The following is an 18872-nucleotide window of genomic DNA, read 5'->3' as shown; positions in this document are numbered from 1 at the left end:
CAAGTGGAGGAGAACAAATGCTCGAGAGAACACCCACCACCAAGGCACAGGCGCTGCTCGACAAGTTCGGCAAGGCGCTGGAAGCCGGCGACATCGACAGCGCCGTCAACTGTTTCCAGGCCGACTGCTACTGGCGCGACCTCGTCACCTTCACCTGGAACCTGAAGACCATGGAGGGCCAGGATCAGGTTCGCGACATGCTGCAAGCGACGCTGGCCAACATCAAGCCGACCGCATGGGCGGTGGCCAACGGCGAAGAAGCGACCGAGGATGGCGGCGTCATCACCGCCTGGATCACCTTCGAGACAAGCGTCGCGCGCGGTTTTGGCCTTGTGCGGTTCAAGGGCGACCTGATCTGGACCTTGCTCACCACGATGGCGGAGCTGAAAGGGCATGAGGAGAAGGCTGGCTTCACGCGTCCGCTCGGCGCCAAGCACGGGCACGGCAAGGACCGCAAGACCTGGCGCGAGGAGCGCGACGACGAGATCGCCGAGCTCGGCCATACGAAGCAACCCTATGTCGTCATCATCGGCGGCGGACAGGGCGGTATCGCGCTCGGCGCCCGGCTGAAGCAGCTCGGCGTGCCCACCATCATCATCGAGAAGAACGAGCGTCCCGGAGACTCCTGGCGCAAGCGCTACAAGTCGCTCTGCCTGCACGACCCGGTCTGGTACGATCACTTGCCCTATATCGACTTCCCGAAGAACTGGCCGGTCTTCGCGCCGAAGGACAAGATCGGCGACTGGCTGGAGATGTACACCAAGGTGATGGAGCTGAACTATTGGAACTCCACCACCGCCAAATCCGCCAAATACGACGAGAAGACGAAGGAATGGACGGTCGTCGTCGAGCGCGACGGCAACGAGATCGTGCTCAAGCCCAAGCAGCTGGTGCTGGCGACCGGCATGTCGGGCAAGGCGAACTGGCCGAAATACAAGGGCCAGGACATCTTCAAGGGCGAGCAGCAGCACTCCTCGACCCATCCCGGCCCGGACAAATACCGCGGCAAGAAGGTGGTGGTCATCGGCTCCAACAACTCGGCGCACGACATCTGCGCGGCGCTGTGGGAAGGCGGCGCCGACGTGACCATGGTGCAGCGCTCATCCACCCACATCGTCAAGTCGGACACGCTGATGGATATCGGGCTTGGCGCGCTCTACTCCGAGCAGGCGGTCGAGAACGGCATGACGACGCGCAAGGCCGATATGATCTTCGCGTCCCTGCCCTACCGCATCCTGCACGAATTCCAGATCCCGCTTTACCAGCAGATGAAGGAGCGTGACGCGAAATTCTATGAAGACCTGGAGAAGGCCGGCTTCATGCTTGACTGGGGCGATGACGGTTCCGGCCTGTTCATGAAATATCTGCGCCGCGGTTCCGGCTATTACATCGATGTCGGCGCCTGCGACCTCGTGATCGACGGCTCGATCAAGCTGAAGAGCGGACCGGGAGCCGCTGTGCAGGAACTCACCGAAACCGGCGTCAAATTCGTCGACGGCACCGAATTGCCGGCCGACCTGGTGATCTATGCCACCGGCTACGGCTCGATGAACGGTTGGGCCGCGGACCTCATTTCGCAGGAAGTGGCGGACAAGGTCGGCAAGGTTTGGGGTCTCGGCTCCAACACCACCAAAGACCCGGGCCCCTGGGAAGGCGAGCAGCGAAACATGTGGAAGCCGACGCAGCAGGAAGCACTGTGGTTCCACGGCGGCAACCTCCACCAGTCGCGGCACTATTCGCATTATCTTGCGCTGCAGCTGAAGGCCAGGCAGGTCGGGTTGCCTACCCCGGTTTATGGATTGCAGGAGGTCCACCACAAGGCGTGAGGCCGGACACTTTCCATAGATGGAAGCCCGCCACGGGCTTTCATCTATCCCGCCTTGAGCTTCGGACAGGCCCACATGGTCGCAACTTGATGGCTATCGATCTTTCCCTATCCGCTTCCAGTAGATCAGCGTCCCGGTCAGTCCGCCATGCGGCTTTAGCGCAAAGTCGGGGACCTCGCCGGTCAGCGTGAAGCTGAGCTTCTCATAAAGCCCCGCCGCGCCCTCCTCGCTTGCCGTGTCCAGCACAAGCAGCGTGCGGCCCTTCTCGACCGCCAGTGCCTCCGCGGCGCGCATCAGTGCGCTCGCGACGCCTTTGCCGCGATGGTCCCGTCCGGTCATCAGCTTGGCGATCTCGGCGCGGTGCGGCTGGTTGGGCGGAAAGTCGAGCAGCAGTGTGACGGTTCCTGCAAGCACCCCATCCTGCCATGCGCCCAGCACCGCCCTTTCTCCGCGCGCGGCCGCGGCAAGCGACTTGCGCCAGAAATCCAGTGCCGCCTCCGCCGGCAATGGATGCATGAAGCTCACCGATCCGCCCGCGGCGACGGTTTCGATCAACAGATCGGCGAGCATCGCAATGGTCGCCGCATCGTCGCTCAAGGCCCGGATTTCAAGTGCGTTCATGCTGGTGTTCTCCAAGGCGATGAGACATGAGGAAGGTCATTCGAAGTGGCTGATCCGCCTGCGCCGCCGCGCCCGCCGAATCTCGGCGATACGGTCGGCGTCGTCCTCGCGGCGGCCTCGCTCCAGGATCTCGAGCGTATATTCCTCGTAGGTCAGCCCGAGGCGCTCGGCCCTCTCCAGCCGCATCAGCATGACGGCCTGGCTTGGCGCCTTCCAGGCCTTGTCGTGGGCGGCGCGCCAGGCGAGGAAGACGTAGGCTTCGCCCTTGCCCCAGGGCGGGCCGTCATAGTCGTCGAGCGGCGGCCCGCCATTGTGCGAGCGTTTTGGTCGTCGAGGCATTTGAGATCAGTCCCTGACCAGCGCCACGAGATACTCCGCCGCAGCCGGTCCGGGAGCATGAAAGACGCAATCCGCCGGCGCCCCCAGCGCCAGGCAGTCGCCGGGCTCGAGCCGGTGCACCACATCACCCTCGGTGAAATCCAGCCTTCCCTCGATCAGCCATATCTGCTGCTTGATGAAGGCGTAGGACGCGGCCGGAAGGCTGACCTTGGCGCCCGCCGGCAGGCTGACCCTGATCAGCTCGAGCGGCATCTGCGATGCCGGCGACAGATGCCGCCTTATGTAGCCGGTTGCCGGATCCTGCCACACCGGCTGCTCGTCCCTGCGCAAAACGCCGCCGCCTTGCAGCTCGGCCCGCGCGATCAGCGTCGACAGGGTCATGCCGAACGCGGCCGCGATGCGCACCAGGAGCGCCGCGGTCGGACTGGTGGTGCCGCGTTCGATGGCGCTCAGCATCGCTTTGGACACGTCCGAGCGCCCCGCAAGCTCGGCCAGCGACCAGCCCCTCACCATCCTTTCGGAGTGTATCCGCCGGCCGATCGTGGCAGTGATGTCATCCGATATATCGTTCATTCGTCCAATATATCGGAATTGCGAAATCCGGGAAGAGGCTATTCGATCGAATTGTCGCGACCGGCTTAACACCGTCTACACCATTCGACCTCACCTCAATTTAACTCCGCCTGGATAGGGTCGACGCTCCAGGGAATGGGACCAGGTCAGTCATGTTTGTCGAACGCGAAGCCTCCGTTGGCGAACCGATTTCGCAGGAGCGCCGCAACGCCCTGCAAAGCGACAAACGCATTCTCGGCAATGTCGTGCAATGCGACGGCGCGCGCGCTACCATCAGCGCCTACGCCGAGGATGCCGACGGCACGGTTACCGGCCAGTGGACGGTTGGCAAGATGATCTCCATCAATCTCGGCGCCACGCGCACGGTCGGCCTTGTCTATGAGATCGGCAAATCGGACCGCGCCTGGAGCAATGAGGGCCAGAACCCGATCGAGGTCAGCATCGAATTGATCGGCGAAGTGCGCGACGGCGCAGAGCCGGGCGCCAAGCCGGTGTTCGACCGCGGCATCACCGCCTACCCGCATATCGGCGCGATCGCCCACCGTATTCGCAGCCGCGACCTGCAGGCGGTCTACGATCTGGCAGGACGCCATTCAGTCACCATCGGCACGCTGTCGCAGGATGAATCGATCGATGCCAACATCGCCATCGACGACACGCTGGCGCGCCATTTCGCCATCGTCGGCACCACAGGCGTCGGCAAGTCCACGGCGGTCTCGCTGCTCTTGCGCAAATCGATCGAGGCGCGGCCGGACCTGCGCGTGCTCATCCTCGACCCGCATAACGAGTTCGCGGCCTCGCTGCCGGAATATTGCGTCAAGGTCGATTCCAAGACCCTCGACCTGCCATTCTGGATGTTCAGGCTGGAGGAATTCGCCGAAGTGCTGTTTCGCGGCCGCGAGACGGTGCCCGAGGAAGTGGATGTCCTGCGCGATCTGATCCCAGCGGCCAAGAACCTCTATCGCAACCCCAGTTCCGGCACCTATGTTCGGCGTGGCAGCGATGCGCTGACGGCGGATACGCCGGTGCCTTACCGCATCGCCGATCTCATCAAGCAGATCGACGAGCGCATGGGCCTGCTCGAAAGCAAGAACGATCGCCCGGTCCTGAAGTCGCTGAAGACGCGCATCGAATCGGCGGCCGCCGATCCGCGTTACCGCTTCATGTTCAATTCGCGCCTGATCGAGGACACGATCCACGAAACGATCGGCAACATTTTCCGTGTCCCCAACCACGGCCGCCCGGTCACCTGCTTCGAGATGGCGGGCATGCCTTCGGAAGTCGTCAACTCGGTCTGCTCGGTGCTGGCCCGCCTTGCCTTCGACCTGGCCTTGTGGAGCGAGGGCCGGCTGCGGTTGCTCCTGCTTTGCGAGGAAGCGCACCGCTACATGCCGGCCGATCCGCGCCTCGGCTTCGCGCCGACCAGGCATGCGCTGTCGCGCATCGCCAAGGAAGGCCGCAAATATGGCTGCTATCTGGGTGTCGTCACCCAGCGCCCGGGCGAGCTCGACCCGACCATCCTGTCGCAGTGCTCGACCTTCTTCGCCATGCGTCTTGCCAACGAGCAGGACCAGGCAATCATCCGCTCGGCGATCGCCGACTCCTCGGCCTCCACGCTCGCGTTCCTGTCCTCGATGGGGCAGCGCGAAGCTATCGCCTTCGGCGAAGGCGTCGCGACCACCATGCGGTTGAAATTCGAGAAGCTGGCGCAGGAGTTCATCCCCGGAACCGCGAAAAGGGAGCAGGTCGAGCCCTCCGTGGACGGCAGCGATGTCGACCTGGCCATGATCGTCGAGCGGCTCCGCAACGTACCGAAGCCGCAGCAGGCCATGGCCTTCGCCGAGACCGTCGACTCGGCCCGGCAGGCCGGCGACCCGGACTATAAGAAGCCGGCCACAGCCGCCCCCCGCCCTCAGCCCGACGACGACTTCGACACCCGCTACGGCCTGAAGCCCTCGACCTTCGGCATACGCAGTTGAACGACTGACCGCCCGACATCGGACGGTGAGTAAATTCCGATAGAGAATTCGTCAGGCCGAGTCGGATGGTGCCGTTTGCGAGAACCGGAGCGGAGCGGACATCAAGTCCGTGAGCACCGGAAGCGCAGAAAACGGCGGCATACGGCCGGCCTCACGAATTCATCTTCGGAATTTAGGCGCAGACGCGGTTGCGGCCCTGCTTCTTCGCCTCATAGAGCTGACGGTCGGCGCGACGGTAGAAATCCTCCGCGCTCTCTTTGTGGTCCCACACGGCAAGGCCGACGCTGGTGGTGACCTTCAGCCGCACATTGCCCGACAGGATCGACAGGTTGGCGATCGCCTTGCGGATGCGTTCGGCGAACCGGGCAAGCAGCTCGACATCCATGTTGGGAGTGACGACGGCAAACTCCTCGCCGCCCAGCCGCGCCACCACGTCGTGATAGCGCGTCATGCCCCGCAGGCAGGTGGCTACGGCCCGCAGCACCTCGTCGCCGACATCATGACCATGTGTGTCGTTGACCTGTTTGAAGTGATCGAGATCGAGGATCATCAGCCCGACCGGCCTGTCGATACGACGAAATTCATGGAGATATTCACGCAGCGCATCGTCGAAATAGCGGCGGTTCTGCATGCCGGTCAGACCGTCGGTGAGCGCCGCCTGCTCGAGCGTCTGCGAACGGGCGCTGAGCGAGACCGTCATGGCCCTGAGCTTGCCCTCTTCCCGCACCTGGCCGCGGATCAGCGGGTAGATGAAGAAAGTGCCGAAGAACAGCGCGGTCGCCAGCAGCGCGCCAGTGACGAAAAGCAATTTGTTCAGATAGACGATTTTGTCGACACGTGATGCGGCATCGAGGTCCGAGGCGATGTCCTGTAACTGACCAAAGGCATGGAAGGTCACCAGGCCAGCGGCCAGGATCACGAAAATAAAGACGAAAAAAGCGGATTCCGCCTTGTGGAAACGCATCTACTCCCCGCGCCACTGTAACCCCTGAGCTTATGCCATAGCGGACCTTACGGACCGTTAACCCGGACAACCCTGGAGAGAATTAGAACAAAGGATTTTAAGGCGCTGATTGAAAAAGGCTTTTTGTCAGTCGCGAACTGCCGCTTGATCGTGCGGTCGCAGCCTGCGCCACTCCGCGCCCAGTTGGTGCCTGAACCAGGTCGATTGGCGCTTGGCATACTGCCGAGTCGCGATCTTGGCTCGCTCGATCGCCTCGGGAAAGCCGCACTGTCCGGCCATCGCCGCCTGCAGCTCGCGCACCCCGATCGCCTTCATCGCCGGCAGGTCCGGGTCGAGGCCAAGCGCCGTAAGCTGCCGCACTTCGTCCAGCGCGCCCTTGTCGAGCATCTGGTCGAAACGCGCCTCGATGCGCCGGACCAGTTGCGCCCGGTCCGGCTCGATCACCAGGAAACGAGCGCTGTCGCGGTCGATCAGCGGACGGCCGCGCGCCGCCTGCCACTCCAGGAGGGAACGTCCCGAAGCATCGAGCACTTCGAGCGCCCGCACGATACGCTGGCCGTCCGTCGGCCTGAGTTGCATGGCCATGGTTGAATCCTCATGCATCAGCAGGCGATGCAGTCTTTCGGCTCCTTGCTCCTTGAGCTCGTAGCGCCAGCGCTCACGCACCGCCGGTGGAATGTCCGGCATATCCGAGATGCCTTCAGCCAGCGCGCGGAAATAGAGCCCGGTGCCGCCGACGAAAACAACCGTACGGCCCGACAGGACGCCATCGTCAATCAGCTTCGTCACGTCGCGCAGCCAGGCGCCGGTGGAATAGGCCGTGGAGGGATGCACATGGCCGTAGAGGAAATGCGGCACGCGTGCCGTTTCGGCGGCGGTCGGTCGTGCCGTCAAGACATCGAGCACCGAATAGCCTTGCATGGAATCGGTGTTGACGATGACCCCGCCACCACGCTCGGCAAGATCGAGCGCCAGCGCCGACTTGCCGCTGGCTGTCGGCCCGGCTATCAGGATCGCGTTCTTGACGCGGCCTTCGCCCGCCTGCCTGCCGGAATGTTCAATGCCGCTGATCGCCACTCTAGTGTCCCGTCCAGAAGCCCGCGCCGTGCCGGCCTCGCTTGCGAATATGGCCTTGCAGACTGCCGGCGCAAGCGCTATCCGTTGGCTGGCTGAAGACGTCGCCTGCGATCTCGTTTTGCCGCAGACGCCGGATATCGGCGAAATGACCGCCAATCTGCGGGCCGCACTGGCATCCGAGCCGGTCGATATCGTCGTCCAGCCCGCCGAAGGCAGGCGCAAGAAGATCCTGCTCGCCGACATGGATTCGACGATGATCGATCAGGAGTGCATCGACGAGCTCGCCGACGAGATTGGCGTCAAGGACCATGTAGCGGCGATCACCGCGCGCTCGATGAATGGCGAAATCGCCTTCGAGCCGGCCTTGCGCGAGCGCGTCGCCTTGCTGAAGGGCCTCGACACCGCGGTGGTCGACCGCATCATCACCAACCGGCTGACGCTCGCCGCCGGCGGCCGCGCCTTGGTGCAGACAATGCGTGCCAACGGCGCCTGGACGGCGCTGGTCTCCGGCGGCTTCGACGTCTTCACCAGCCGTATTGCCGAGATGCTGGGGTTCCAGGAAAACCGGGCCAACCGCCTGGTCGAGGAAGACGGCAGACTCGCCGGCATGGTGACCGAGCCCATCCTCGGCCGCGCCGCGAAAGCCGAAGCGCTGCTGGACATTGCCGCGAGGCTCGCGCTGACGACACAGGATGCCATCGCGGTCGGTGACGGCGCCAACGATCTCGATATGATCCGTCTTGCCGGCACCGGGGTCGCGCTGCATGCCAAGCCGGCGGTGGCCGAGCAGGCACGCATCCGCATCGATCATAGCGACCTGACCGCGCTGCTCTATCTACAGGGCTACCGCCGGGATGAGTTTGTGGAATGAAGCCGATCCGCATCGAGCGCCTGATCCTGCGCAACTGGGAGGATCGCGACCGCGCGCTTTTCCACCGCATCAACTCCGATGAGCGCGTGATGGAATTCTTCCCGTTCCGCCGCGACCGCGCCGCGGCTGACGCCAAGATGGACGAAGTCCGCGCCTGGATCGATGAGGATGGATATGGCTTCGCCGCGGCCGAGATTGCCGCGACCGGCGAATGCGTCGGCTTCGTCGGCTTGTCCGGAACGGAAGACATCGACGTGCTGGCGCCCGGCACGATTGAGATCGGCTGGCGGCTGGCGCCCGAATTCTGGGGCAAGGGCTATGTCACCGAGGCGGCGGAAGCCTGGCTCGCCTTCGGTTTCGAAACGCTTGGCGTGGACGAGATCGTGTCATTCGCGGTCGCGGACAACCATCGTTCGATCGCCGTCATGAAGCGGCTCGGCATGCAAGCCGATCCCGGTGCCGACTTCGATCACCCCAGCGTCCCAGACAGCCACCCGCATCTCAAGCGTCATGTCATGTACAGGCTGTCGCGCGAGGCCTGGCAGGCACGAAAAAGGGCGGCTCGCTAGCCGCCCTATTCATTGAAACATCAATCGCTTGCTGAACGATCCGGACTCAATCCATCCGGATCGTCACGAAACGCAGTTCCCCGGTCTTCGAGGCCAGCATCAGGAGCGCGTTCTTGCGGCCCTGCTCCTTAAGCGCTCCGATCCGGTCCATCACGTCCTTCGGCGTGCCGACCGATTCCTGCGCGATCTCGGTGATCACCTCGCCGGGCTGGATGCCGCGCTCCGCCGCGGGCGAATCCTTGGCGACATCGGTGACGACCACGCCGGACACGTCGGCGGCGATGCCGAATTTCTGCCGCGTCTGGTCGTTGAGCTCGCCGACCGTCATGCCGAGCACGGAGGCCGTCGACACCGGAGGCGTTGCCTTATCGCCACTGCCCTGATCGGTGCTGCCGTTCTCGCCGCTGGCCAGCTTCTCCCCGTCCTCGAGCCTGCCGAGCGTCACCTTGACGGTCTGCTCGACGCCCTTGCGCACGATGACGACATCTACTGCCTTGCCGACCGGGCTTTCGGCCACGACGCGCGGCAGGTCGCGCATTTCATGGATATCCTTGCCGTCGAACTTGATGATGACGTCGCCGGCCTGGACCGTGCCATTGTCGACCGGCCCGCCCTTGATGACGCCGGCCACCAGCGCACCCTTGGCGGTCGCCATGCCGAGGCTTTCGGCGATGTCGTCCGTCACCGGCTGGATGCGAACGCCGAGCCAGCCGCGCCGCGTCTCGCCATACTGGCGAAGCTGGTCGACGACGCCGGCGGCAAGCTGCGAGGGGATGGAGAAACCGATGCCGATGGAGCCGCCCGACGGCGAGATGATCGCCGTGTTGATGCCGATGACCTCGCCGGCGGCGTTGAACAGCGGACCGCCGGAATTGCCGCGGTTGATGGCGGCGTCGGTCTGGATGAAATCGTCATAGGGACCGGAATTGATGTCGCGGTTGCGCGCCGAGACGATTCCGACCGTCACCGTGCCGCCCAAGCCGAACGGATTGCCGATCGCCATCACCCAGTCGCCGACGCGCATCTTGATGGAATCGCCGAATTTCACCGCCGTCAGCTTGTGGCCCTTGGGGTCGACCTTCAGCACCGCGACGTCGGTCTTGGTGTCGGTGCCGACAAGCGTCGCCTTCAGCGTGATGCCGTCGGAGAAATTCACCTCGATATCGTCGGCATCGGCGATGACATGGTTGTTGGTCACCACGATGCCCTGCTCGGCGTCGATGACGAAGCCGGAGCCGAGCGACTGCACTTTCTGCCCGCCGCCGCCCTTGTCGCCGCCGCGGTTCTTGAAGAAATCGTCGAAGAAATCCTGGAACGGCGAGCCCTCGGGCAGTTGCGGCATCGGCACCGCGCCCGGTCCTTCCGTGCCCTTCACCGTCTGCGAGGTCGAGATGTTGACCACCGCGCCGAGCAGGCGCTCGGCGAGATCGGCGACCGAAGGCGGTCCGTCGGAGGCAACCGTCGGCGTGACGAAGGATGGAACGGCAACAATGCCGACCGCGAATGCGGTGGCGCCGGCGAAGACCATACGCCGCGCCGCGCGCAACAGGGTGTCGGATATCATCATGGCCTCCCGGTTGTTCTGAAAAGGAAGGGCGCATCCGCAAAGGCGCCCGTCCGGTTCATGTTGGCAAAAAATACGGCACGTTTGCGGCTATAGCTATCGGCGCAAGATAAATCGTCAATCGCTTGGGCACCAAGGAATATCATAAGCCGCGGACGAGCCAGACGATGCCGACGCCGACGGCGATCGCCACCAGCCCGCCGACCCGCAGCACATTTTCCGGCACCGACAGCACCTCGGCCGCGAGTTTCCGGGCCAAAGCCGGAAACCCGCCATAGACCAGCCCCTCGATCACCAGGACCAGGCCGATTGCCGCCAGAAAATCCTGCACCGCCCGCTACTGGGCGGTGCCGGGTTGGGTCGCAGGCGCGGCAGGTGCCGTCGCAGGCGCGGCCGTTGGCGCGGAAGGCGCCGGGCCGGGCTTGCTGCCCGGATCGCGGAAGTAGCGGAAGAACTCGGACTCGGGCGAGAGCACCATCGTCGTTCCGGTGTTGTCCAGCGCCGTGCCGTAGGCGTTCATCGAGCGATAGAAGTCGAAGAAGGCGGGATCGCGCTTATAGGCATCCGCGAAGGTCGCGCTGCGCTGCGCCTCGCCCTCACCACGCAGGATCTCCGATTCCTTCTGCGCCTCGGCGACGATCTCGACGACCTCGCGGTCGGCCCGCGCCCTGATGCGCTGCGCCGCCTCGTTGCCGCGCGCCCTCAGGCGCTCGGCTTCCGCCAGGCGCTCGGCCTTCATGCGGTCATAGGTCTGCTGCGAGACCTCCGCCGTCAGGTCGGTCCGGCGGATGCGCACATCCTCGATATCGAGGCCGAGCGACGTCGCGTCGGGGCGCAGCTGATCGCGCACCTCGCGCATCATGTTGCCGCGCTCCTCGGAGAGCGCGGCCTCGAAATCGCGCAAGCCGTAGACACGGCGTAGCGCCGCATCGAGACGCGTCCTCAGCCGGGCTTCGGCCAGTTCCACCTGACCGGACACAGCCGCGCGGAACGTGCGCGGATCCGAGATTCGGTAGGCGATGAAGGCATCGACCTCGTAGAACTTGCCACCCGAGACCTGGACGCGGATGTTGTCGAGGTCGAAGCGCATCACGCGCTTCTCGACCATCTGCACGCTGTCGGCGTCGAAAAAGGCGAACGGCGCCTTGAAGTAGATGCCGGGCTCGTTCTTGACGTCGATGATCTCGCCGAACCGCAGCACGATCGCCTGCTGGCCGGCATTGACCACGAACACCGAGGAATAGAGCAGGAACAGGAGGATGGCCGCGATGACGGCGATGATGGGGAGACGGTTGGCCATCACTGGTTACCTCCCGTCGCGGCGCCGAGGGGCGACGGCGGCGCTTTCGGCTGCAAAGCCGGCAGCGGCAAATAAGGCAGCACGCCCTGACCGTTGCCCGGCTCGACGACGACCTTGTTCGAGTCCTTCAGGATCCTCTCCATGGTTTCGAGATAAAGACGCTTGCGCGTGACGTCGGGCGCCTTGGCGTATTCATTGTAGACAGAGATGAAGCGCTGCGCCTCGCCTTCCGCTTCCTGAACGACCCGGTTCTTGTAGGCGGCCGCGTCTTCACGGATCTGCGCCGCTTGGCCGCGCGCCTGTCCGAGCTTCTGGTTGGAATACTGGTTGGCCTGCTCGACGAACTTGTCCTCGTCCTGCTCGGCGCGTTGCACTTCATCGAAGGCGTCGGCGACCTCGCGCGGCGGCGCCGCATCCTCGATCGAGACCGCGTTCACCTGGAGGCCGGTCTTGTAGCCGTCGAGCGTGCCCTGGATGATCTCGCGCACCGCGGTTGCGATGCCCTGGCGATCGTCGCGGAAAATATCCTGCGCCGGGCGCCGGCCGACAACTTCGCGCATCGCGCTCTCGGCGACCTGCGCCAGCATGCCGTCGGGGTCGGAGACGTCGAACAGGTAGGCTTTGGGATCCGAGACCTGATAGGCGACCGAGAACTGAACGTTGACGATGTTCTGGTCGCCGGAGAGCATCAGCCCGGAGCCGCTGCTCGCGCCACCACCGATGCTGACCAGTTGCTCGGAGATCTTGGCGGTTTCGACCGTTTCGATCGGCCACCAGTGGAAATGCAGGCCAGGCTGCGAGAGTTCAGACTTCGGCTGGCCGAAACGCAACTCGACGGCGACCTCGTCGGGCTGCACGGTATAGATCGCCTTGAAGGCCCACAGCACGATGAGCGCCAGAGCGATGAGCCCGAGCACCGCCGGGCTGGCGCCGCCGCCGCCCGGAAGCGCGCGCCGCAGCCTGTCCTGGCCACGGCGGATGATGTCCTCGAGATCGGGCGGGGAACCCTGCGGTCCGCTTGGCCCTTTCGGCCCCTGCCCCCAGGGTCCCTGATTGCCGCCGCCGCCCCATGGGCCGCCGCCGCCACTCTTGTCGTTCCAGGGCATGAATGTCCTTTCGCTTCGGTTCCCTCAGGCCTTGCGGCGCAATCCTAACGCATGACCGGGAAAACCCATATCGGTTTTCGAAAAGGAATCGTGCGCCAAAATCAAGGTATTACGGCGGCCTCTTGTGCGTCCGGTTGGACGCGGGCCGCTGCAACACCGTTCTTCTATAGGGACGCGTCGATCCGCTTTCAACGCGATGGGCCATCGTCCCCATGCGATTTGGATCGGTCGCGACCCTTTGTCGTCATCAACGATCGTCGCGTCGGCGCTCGTAAACCGTATAACGCGTGGCGTGGCTGTCTTTCTCGCCGGCGGGAAAATCCTCGGCGCTGACGACTTGCCAGATGCTCGGGTCGATCGGCGGAAAATGCGCGTCGCCATCGACGCTGGCCAGCACATGCGTCACGTGCAGCCGGTCGGCAACCGGCAAGGCCTGGGCATAGATCTCGCCGCCACCGACCACGCAGATCTCCTCCGCTCCCGCCATGCAGCGGCCGCGCACCCTGGCCAGCGCGATCGCGTCATCCAGCGAGTGGGCCACTTCGATGCCTTCGGCGCGCCAGGCCTTGTCGCGCGTCACCACGATGTTGAGCCGGCCGGGCAGCGGCCGGCCGATGCCTTCATAGGTCTTGCGGCCCATGATGATCGGCTTGCCCATCGTATCGGCCTTGAAGCGCTTGAGATCGGTGGAAAGCCGCCACGGCAGGCCGCCCTCGCGGCCGATCACGCCGTTTTCGGCGATGGCGACATAGATCGCGATATCCATCAGCCGCCGTTCCCGCCATTGTCGGACGGCTCGAGCAGCAGGATGTCGATGTCGCGCTCGGGATAAAAATCTTTCGCGGTGATCTCGAATGTCGTCGGTCCGACCTTTTTGACATTGTCGCCGCAGAAGGAGACGAGGTTTTTGGGGCTGCCCTTGTCGATCGTCAGCTTGAAATTGCCGATGGTGCCGGAGGCCCAGTTGCCCCCCGTGGTGAGGACGTAGGCGATCCGGCTCTCGTAATATTTTGGATAACCGTCCGGATTCGCCTTGGCCGCCTTGCGCACCACGTTCTCGAACGTCTGATCCATGCAGTAGCGGGTCTTGTAAGTCTCGTATTGCGGGCTCTGGAACTGGCCATCGGAGAAGAAGCTGACCGAGGAGGTGCCGCCGACGCTTGGCTTATAGCGATGCGAGACATGAACTTCCTTGTTGGCCGGGAAGGTCGAACGCCACCAATAGGTCGAGCGCAATTGCCAGAAGGGCACATAGGCGGTCTGCATGCCCGAACCGTCATCGGCCGTATCCTCGATGATGATGCCGCGGTCTTCCCAGTCCTTGGTGACAGCCTTGGGCAGTTTCGCCAGCGCCGCCTTGGCAGCATCGCCGAACGGATAGAGCGGCACGCTCTGGGCCTTGAGGTCGGCAGTGATGTCGATGCCCAGTGCAAACGCCCGTTGCTCAAGCTGAGGCTTCGCGTCGACGCCGTCAATCGTCACCTCGAAGCCGAGGAAATTGTCGCTCTGCGCCTCCGGGAGCGCCGGCATCTCGTTGCGATCGCCCTCGATGTCGGGCATCGGGAACGCCACGATGGAGCTGACATCCTTGTCGGTGTTGTTGCGGAAGACATAGTCGACCGTCACCTTCTCCGGCGAGATGAAAAGGTCCTCGCTTTGCATGGCGACGGCATCGCTGCGCGACAGGATCAGGCCGCCGGTGCCGAGTTCGGCGACGGAATCGTTGGCGAGGGCCGGAGCGGCCATGATCGCCAGCGCCGCGGTCAGTATGGTGCGTAACATCGACCCCTCCTCTGTGCCGCTATACCGGGACCAGCCGGATGCGCTCTTCCATCTACCCGTTTCAAGATAGCGTTTCAAAGCCCTTCGTCACCGGATACGGGTACTTCTGGACACCGAGCCGCCGATCAGGCAGGAGATCGCCATGCGCAAGCTTCTCGTCATCGGCATCGGCGCCGGTAATCCCGATCACATGACGGTCCAGGCCATCAACGGCCTGAACCGCGCCGACGTGCTGTTCATCCCCGACAAGGGGGCGAAGAAGAACGATCTCGCCGATCTGCGCCGGCAGATCTGCGACCGCTTCGTCACCAACCCTAAATCGCGCCGCGTCGAATTCGAGGTGCCGGTCAGGGCCGAGCCGACATCGTCCTACCGGACAACCGTCGACGACTGGCACGAGGCGATCGCCGAAATCTACGAGACCCTGATCCGCCACGAGCTTGCCGAAGACGGTTGCGGCGCCTTCCTGATCTGGGGCGACCCGTCGCTTTATGACAGCGCGCTGCGCATCCTCGAGCGCGTCCGCCTGAGGGGCAATGTGGGTTTCGAGCTCGAAGTCATCCCCGGCATCACTGCGATCCAGGCGCTGGCCGCCGCCCACGCGACCGCGCTCAACCGCATCGGCGATTCGATCCTGGTGACCACCGGCCGCCGGCTGACCGAAGAAGGCCTGCCGGCCAATGCCGGCTCGACCATAGTCATGCTCGACGGCAAATGCGCCTTCAACACGCTGGCCGACAAGGATGTCTTCATCCAGTGGGGCGCCTATCTCGGCACGCCGGATGAGATCGTCATCTCCGGACGCCTAGGCGATGTCGGTGCCAAGATCGAGAAGGTCCGCGAGGAAGCCCGCCGGAAAAAGGGCTGGATCATGGACACTTATCTGCTGAGGAAATCAGGGGAGTAAGGGAGTAGGGCAGTAAGGCAATAGGGGCGCGCACATCGCATGCGCAAGCACTCCGGGACGTCACACCCTACTGCCCTACTGCCCTACTGCCCTACTGCCCTACTGCCCTACTGCCCTACTGCCCTACTGCCCTACTGCCCTACTGCCCTATCGCCCTACTGCCCTACTGCCCTACTGCCCTTCATCCGGCATCGATCTCCGCCTGCAGCGCCTGCATATGGACGGCCGCGGCCGATGACGCGGCCCGCTCTATGGCCCGGAAACGGCTGACGACCGCCAAACCCACCGATGTCAATTGCGCGCCGCCGCCCTTCTTGCCGCCGGTTTGCGCGGCGACCAGCGGCTTGCCGAACACGCGGTTCATGTCCTCGACCAGATCCCACGCATGCTTGTAGGACATCTCCATGCCGCGCGCCGCGGCCGAGATCGATCCGAAGGCGGCGATCTGCTCCAAAAGCTCAATCTTGCCGGGGCCGATCCGGCCGTCGGGGTCGAGATTTATCCGCAGGCTCAACGATGGCATGCCCTGTCCTCCGCGGTCATGCCGAGACTACCCTCTCCGCCGCCAGATCGCTATTCCAAATCAACATAGCGATTTGGCCCTTCGTCAACCATCCGCCTCAACCGGCAGGCCCGCCCCGGTCGTCGCGCTGTCGAAGCTCACCGTCTTGATCACCGCGAAGACCTGCTGGCCGAGCGCCAGACGAAGGGTGTGTTTGGACTGTTCGGTGATCCGAGCCAGCACGATCGCGCCATTGCAGTCGATGGCGATTTCCACGGTCGGCCCGATGCCCGGCCTGACAGCGGTGATCGTTCCCGCCAGAATGTTGAGCGCGCTGAGACCTGCCGGCCGCTCGGTCGCGATCATGACGTCGCGGGCGCGGATGCGAATGCGCACCGGAGCGCCCGCTGCCATCGCCAGTTTCGGCACCCGGATTTCGCCGGCCGGTGAGCCCAGCACCGTCATGCCGAACGCCTCGTCGTGGCGCAGTACCTTGGTGTCGAGCACCGCCCCGCCTTCGCCGCGTTCCTCCGCCGGCAACAGGTCGAGCCGTTGCATGATCGCCTCGGTCGGGCCTGAGGCCGCGACCTTGCCTTGCGAAAGCACGACGACGTCGCTCGCCAGCCGCGCCACTTCGGCGACGGAATGGCTGACATAGACGATCGGGATCTTCGTCTCGTCGCGCAGCCGCTCGATATAGGGCAGGATCTCGGCCTTGCGCGCCTCGTCGAGCGAGGCCAGCGGCTCGTCCATCAGAAGAAGTTTCGGGCTGGCAAGCAGGGCACGGCCGATCGCGACGCGCTGCTTCTCGCCGCCCGACAGTTTCGCCGGCCGCCGGTCGAGGAGATGACCGATGCCGAGCAGCTCGACCACCGCATCCATCTTGGCGTAGCGCTCGGAAGCCGGCGTGAACCAGCGGCCATAGCGCAGATTGCCGGCGACGCTCATATGCGGGAACAGCCGCGCATCCTGGAACACCATGCCGATCCGCCGCCTGTGCATCGGCACGAAGATGCGCGCTTCAGTATCGGCCAGCACCCGCCCATCGACGGCAATGCGGCCCTTGTCCGGGCGGATCAGCCCCGCGATCAGTTTGATCAGCGTCGACTTGCCCGAGCCGGAAGGCCCGAACAGCGCCGTCAGCCGCCCGGCGCTGTCGAAACGCGCTTCCACGGCGAAGTCGCCCAGGCGATGGCGGATGTCGACCGAGAGCATCATTCGATGTCCATCCGCCGGCCGACGCGCCGCGCCAGCACCTCCGAGGCGACGAGCGCGACCATCGAGATGACGATCGAGATCAGCGTCAGCCTGAGCGCGCCCTCATCGCCGCCGGGCACCTGTGTGAAGGTGTAGATCGCCGAGGGCAAAGTCTGCGTCTCATTGGGGATGTTGGAGACGAAGGTGATGGTGGCGCCGAACTCGCCCATCGCCTTGGCGAAGGAAAGGATCGCACCCGCAATCAGGCCGGGCAGGATCAGCGGCAGCGTGATGGTGGCGAACACCCAGAGCGGATTGGCGCCGAGCGTGCCGGCCGCGGCCTCGATTCTGCGGTCGACGGCCTCGATCGACAGCCGGATCGCCCGCACCATCAGCGGAAAGCCCATGACGCCGCAGGCCAGCGCCGCGCCGGTCCAGCGGAACGAAAAGACGATGCCGAAATGCTCGGCAAGAAAGGCGCCGGCCGGCCCGCGCCGGCCGAAGGTGAGCAGGAGCAGATAGCCCGTCACCACCGGCGGCAGGATCAGCGGCAGATGCACCAGCCCGTTGAGCAGGGTCTTGCCCCAGAAACGCCCTCGCGCCAGCAGCAGCGCAAGCAGGATGCCGGGCGGCAGGCTGGCGATCATCGCCACCGTCGCCACCTTGATCGACAGCCGGACCGCATTCCATTCGTCGGGAGTGAGGTCCAGCAGCCAGTTCATGTCAGCGTTTGCGCGATCTCTCTTAGTTGCTCGGCGCGAGCACCGTGAAACCCTGCTCCTTGAAGAGTTCGGCGGCCTTGGCCGATTCGACGCATTTCAGGAAGGCAGCCGTATCCTTGTCCTTCGAATCCGCGATCTGGGCAATCGGGTAGATGATCGGCGGATGCGAATCTTCCGGGAAGGTGCCTACGACCTTGACGCCCTTCTCCGCATGCGCGTCGGTGGCGTAGACGATGCCCAGCGCCGCCTCGCCCGTCGACGCCAGCTTTAAGGCTGCACGCACATTCTCGGCCTGCGCGACCTTGCCCTTGACGGACGACCAGACGCCCAGCGATTCCAGCGCCGCCTTGCCGTATTTGCCGGCCGGCACGGCCTTGAAATCGCCCATGGCAAGCTTGCCGTCGCCGATCAGCTTGGCGACGTCGAAGCCCTTCTCGACTTTAGTCTCGACCGTGGAATCCTTCGGCGCCACGAGCACGATCTGGTTGCCAAGCAGCTTCACCTCGGTGTCCGGCTTGGTCAGCTTCTTGTCCGAGAGATATTTCATCCAGTCGAGGTCGGCCGACACGAAGACGTCAGCCGGCGCGCCGCCTTCGATCTGCTTGGCCAGGGCGGAGCTTGCCGCGTAGGAAATGGTGGCGGCCTCGCCGACTTCCGGCTCGCAGGCCTTGCTGACCGCATCGAGCGCGTCCTTGAGGCTTGCCGCGGCAAACACGACGACCTTGTCGTCGGCACGTGCCGCCGTCACCGCCGCCATCAGCATTGCCGTGAAACCTCCAATAGCGATCGCCTTCAACCCGAAACCCGTGCCCGTCATGAAGTCTCTCCCTGGTTTCAAAATCCGTACGGCTCGAAGCCTCAGACCGATATATCCGGATGAACATAACAAGGAAAGGCTTTTCGCCTGTCGTGGCATTGTGGGCCGGCATGGTCCCGGTCTACGATAAATCGGAAACAGCGCTGCTCAAGGAGA

General features: G+C 64.2%; 20 protein-coding genes. 5 read left to right on the top strand and 15 right to left on the bottom strand.

What is annotated here, in order from left to right:
- Positions 1-17: 17 nt before the first annotated feature.
- A complete protein-coding gene (locus EJ072_RS26860; protein WP_126082060.1) occupies positions 18-1826 on the top strand; it encodes an NAD(P)/FAD-dependent oxidoreductase in 1809 nt (602 codons plus the stop codon).
- 93 nt (positions 1827-1919) lie between these two features.
- Here the strand turns inward: EJ072_RS26860 and EJ072_RS26855 are convergent, their stop codons facing one another.
- Genes EJ072_RS26855 through EJ072_RS26845 form a run of 3 tightly spaced genes read right to left on the bottom strand, consistent with a single transcriptional unit; the run spans position 1920 to position 3359 of the window.
- Positions 1920-2447 carry a GNAT family N-acetyltransferase gene (locus EJ072_RS26855; RefSeq protein WP_126082059.1) on the bottom strand — a complete coding sequence of 176 codons (528 nt, stop codon included), beginning with the start codon at positions 2445-2447 and terminating at the stop codon, positions 1920-1922.
- A 36-nt stretch (positions 2448-2483) separates the two neighbouring features.
- Positions 2484-2786, bottom strand: a complete 303-nt coding sequence (locus EJ072_RS26850) for a hypothetical protein (protein ID WP_126082058.1) — start codon at positions 2784-2786, stop codon at positions 2484-2486.
- 6 nt (positions 2787-2792) lie between these two features.
- A complete protein-coding gene (locus tag EJ072_RS26845; RefSeq protein ID WP_126082057.1) occupies positions 2793-3359 on the bottom strand; it encodes an XRE family transcriptional regulator in 567 nt (188 codons plus the stop codon).
- 152 nt (positions 3360-3511) lie between these two features.
- Between EJ072_RS26845 and EJ072_RS26840 the strand changes: the two genes are divergently transcribed.
- Positions 3512-5338: an ATP-binding protein gene (locus EJ072_RS26840; protein WP_126082056.1), complete on the top strand. Its 1827-nt coding sequence runs from the start codon at positions 3512-3514 to the stop codon at positions 5336-5338.
- A 172-nt stretch (positions 5339-5510) separates the two neighbouring features.
- On the opposite strand, the gene EJ072_RS26835 is transcribed toward EJ072_RS26840, so the two are convergent.
- Positions 5511-6302 (bottom strand): GGDEF domain-containing protein, encoded by a 792-nt coding sequence (locus EJ072_RS26835; protein WP_126082055.1) that lies wholly within the window; start codon positions 6300-6302, stop codon positions 5511-5513.
- A gap of 126 nt (positions 6303-6428) precedes the next feature.
- Entirely contained in the window at positions 6429-7373 is a 945-nt protein-coding gene (gene miaA, locus EJ072_RS26830; RefSeq protein ID WP_126083760.1) for a tRNA (adenosine(37)-N6)-dimethylallyltransferase MiaA, read from the bottom strand.
- 55 nt (positions 7374-7428) lie between these two features.
- On the opposite strand from miaA, the gene serB reads away from it, so the two are divergent.
- Both serB and EJ072_RS26820 read left to right on the top strand, forming a co-directional pair.
- Positions 7429-8250, top strand: a complete 822-nt coding sequence (gene serB, locus EJ072_RS26825) for a phosphoserine phosphatase SerB (protein WP_348526731.1) — start codon at positions 7429-7431, stop codon at positions 8248-8250.
- Positions 8247-8819 (top strand): GNAT family N-acetyltransferase, encoded by a 573-nt coding sequence (locus EJ072_RS26820; protein WP_126082053.1) that lies wholly within the window; start codon positions 8247-8249, stop codon positions 8817-8819. The genes serB and EJ072_RS26820 overlap by 4 nt, the downstream gene beginning before the upstream one ends.
- Positions 8820-8865: 46 nt before the next feature.
- Here EJ072_RS26820 and EJ072_RS26815 read toward each other — a convergent pair whose 3' ends face one another.
- From EJ072_RS26815 to EJ072_RS26790, 6 genes are all read right to left on the bottom strand, one after another.
- Positions 8866-10383, bottom strand: a complete 1518-nt coding sequence (locus EJ072_RS26815) for a DegQ family serine endoprotease (RefSeq protein WP_126083759.1) — start codon at positions 10381-10383, stop codon at positions 8866-8868.
- Positions 10384-10525: 142 nt separating this feature from the next.
- The gene (locus EJ072_RS26810) at positions 10526-10714 is read right to left on the bottom strand and encodes a DUF2065 family protein (protein ID WP_126082052.1); all 189 of its coding nucleotides are present in this window, start codon (positions 10712-10714) and stop codon (positions 10526-10528) included.
- A 6-nt stretch (positions 10715-10720) separates the two neighbouring features.
- Complete coding sequence (locus EJ072_RS26805; RefSeq protein ID WP_126082051.1) at positions 10721-11683, bottom strand: protease modulator HflC; 963 nt, start codon at positions 11681-11683, stop codon at positions 10721-10723.
- A complete protein-coding gene (gene hflK, locus EJ072_RS26800) occupies positions 11683-12789 on the bottom strand; it encodes an FtsH protease activity modulator HflK (protein WP_126082050.1) in 1107 nt (368 codons plus the stop codon). Before hflK ends, EJ072_RS26805 begins: the two co-directional genes overlap by 1 nt.
- A gap of 247 nt (positions 12790-13036) precedes the next feature.
- Positions 13037-13555 (bottom strand): dihydrofolate reductase, encoded by a 519-nt coding sequence (locus EJ072_RS26795; protein ID WP_126082049.1) that lies wholly within the window; start codon positions 13553-13555, stop codon positions 13037-13039.
- Positions 13555-14571: a DUF4424 domain-containing protein gene (locus EJ072_RS26790; protein ID WP_126082048.1), complete on the bottom strand. Its 1017-nt coding sequence runs from the start codon at positions 14569-14571 to the stop codon at positions 13555-13557. Before EJ072_RS26790 ends, EJ072_RS26795 begins: the two co-directional genes overlap by 1 nt.
- A 142-nt stretch (positions 14572-14713) precedes the next feature.
- Between EJ072_RS26790 and cobF the strand changes: the two genes are divergently transcribed.
- Positions 14714-15478: a precorrin-6A synthase (deacetylating) gene (gene cobF, locus EJ072_RS26785; RefSeq protein WP_126082047.1), complete on the top strand. Its 765-nt coding sequence runs from the start codon at positions 14714-14716 to the stop codon at positions 15476-15478.
- A 181-nt stretch (positions 15479-15659) separates the two neighbouring features.
- On the opposite strand, the gene EJ072_RS26780 is transcribed toward cobF, so the two are convergent.
- The 4 genes from EJ072_RS26780 to modA all read right to left on the bottom strand — a co-directional run bounded on the left by EJ072_RS26780 (position 15660) and on the right by modA (position 18716).
- On the bottom strand, positions 15660-16001 hold the full coding sequence (locus EJ072_RS26780; protein WP_042644082.1) for a winged helix-turn-helix domain-containing protein: 342 nt from the start codon (positions 15999-16001) through the stop codon (positions 15660-15662).
- A gap of 84 nt (positions 16002-16085) precedes the next feature.
- A complete protein-coding gene (modC, locus tag EJ072_RS26775; RefSeq protein WP_126082046.1) occupies positions 16086-17198 on the bottom strand; it encodes a molybdenum ABC transporter ATP-binding protein in 1113 nt (370 codons plus the stop codon).
- Positions 17195-17899, bottom strand: coding sequence for a molybdate ABC transporter permease subunit (gene modB / locus EJ072_RS26770; RefSeq protein ID WP_126082045.1), 705 nt, complete (start codon positions 17897-17899; stop codon positions 17195-17197). Before modB ends, modC begins: the two co-directional genes overlap by 4 nt.
- A 22-nt stretch (positions 17900-17921) precedes the next feature.
- Positions 17922-18716, bottom strand: a complete 795-nt coding sequence (gene modA, locus EJ072_RS26765) for a molybdate ABC transporter substrate-binding protein (protein WP_126082044.1) — start codon at positions 18714-18716, stop codon at positions 17922-17924.
- Positions 18717-18872: the final 156 nt, after the last annotated feature.

It is taken from the genome of Mesorhizobium sp. M2A.F.Ca.ET.046.03.2.1 (genome assembly GCF_003952425.1).
In the GTDB taxonomy this organism is placed as follows: Bacteria; Pseudomonadota; Alphaproteobacteria; order Rhizobiales; family Rhizobiaceae; genus Mesorhizobium.
This window is presented reverse-complemented; position numbering and strand designations above follow the sequence as displayed.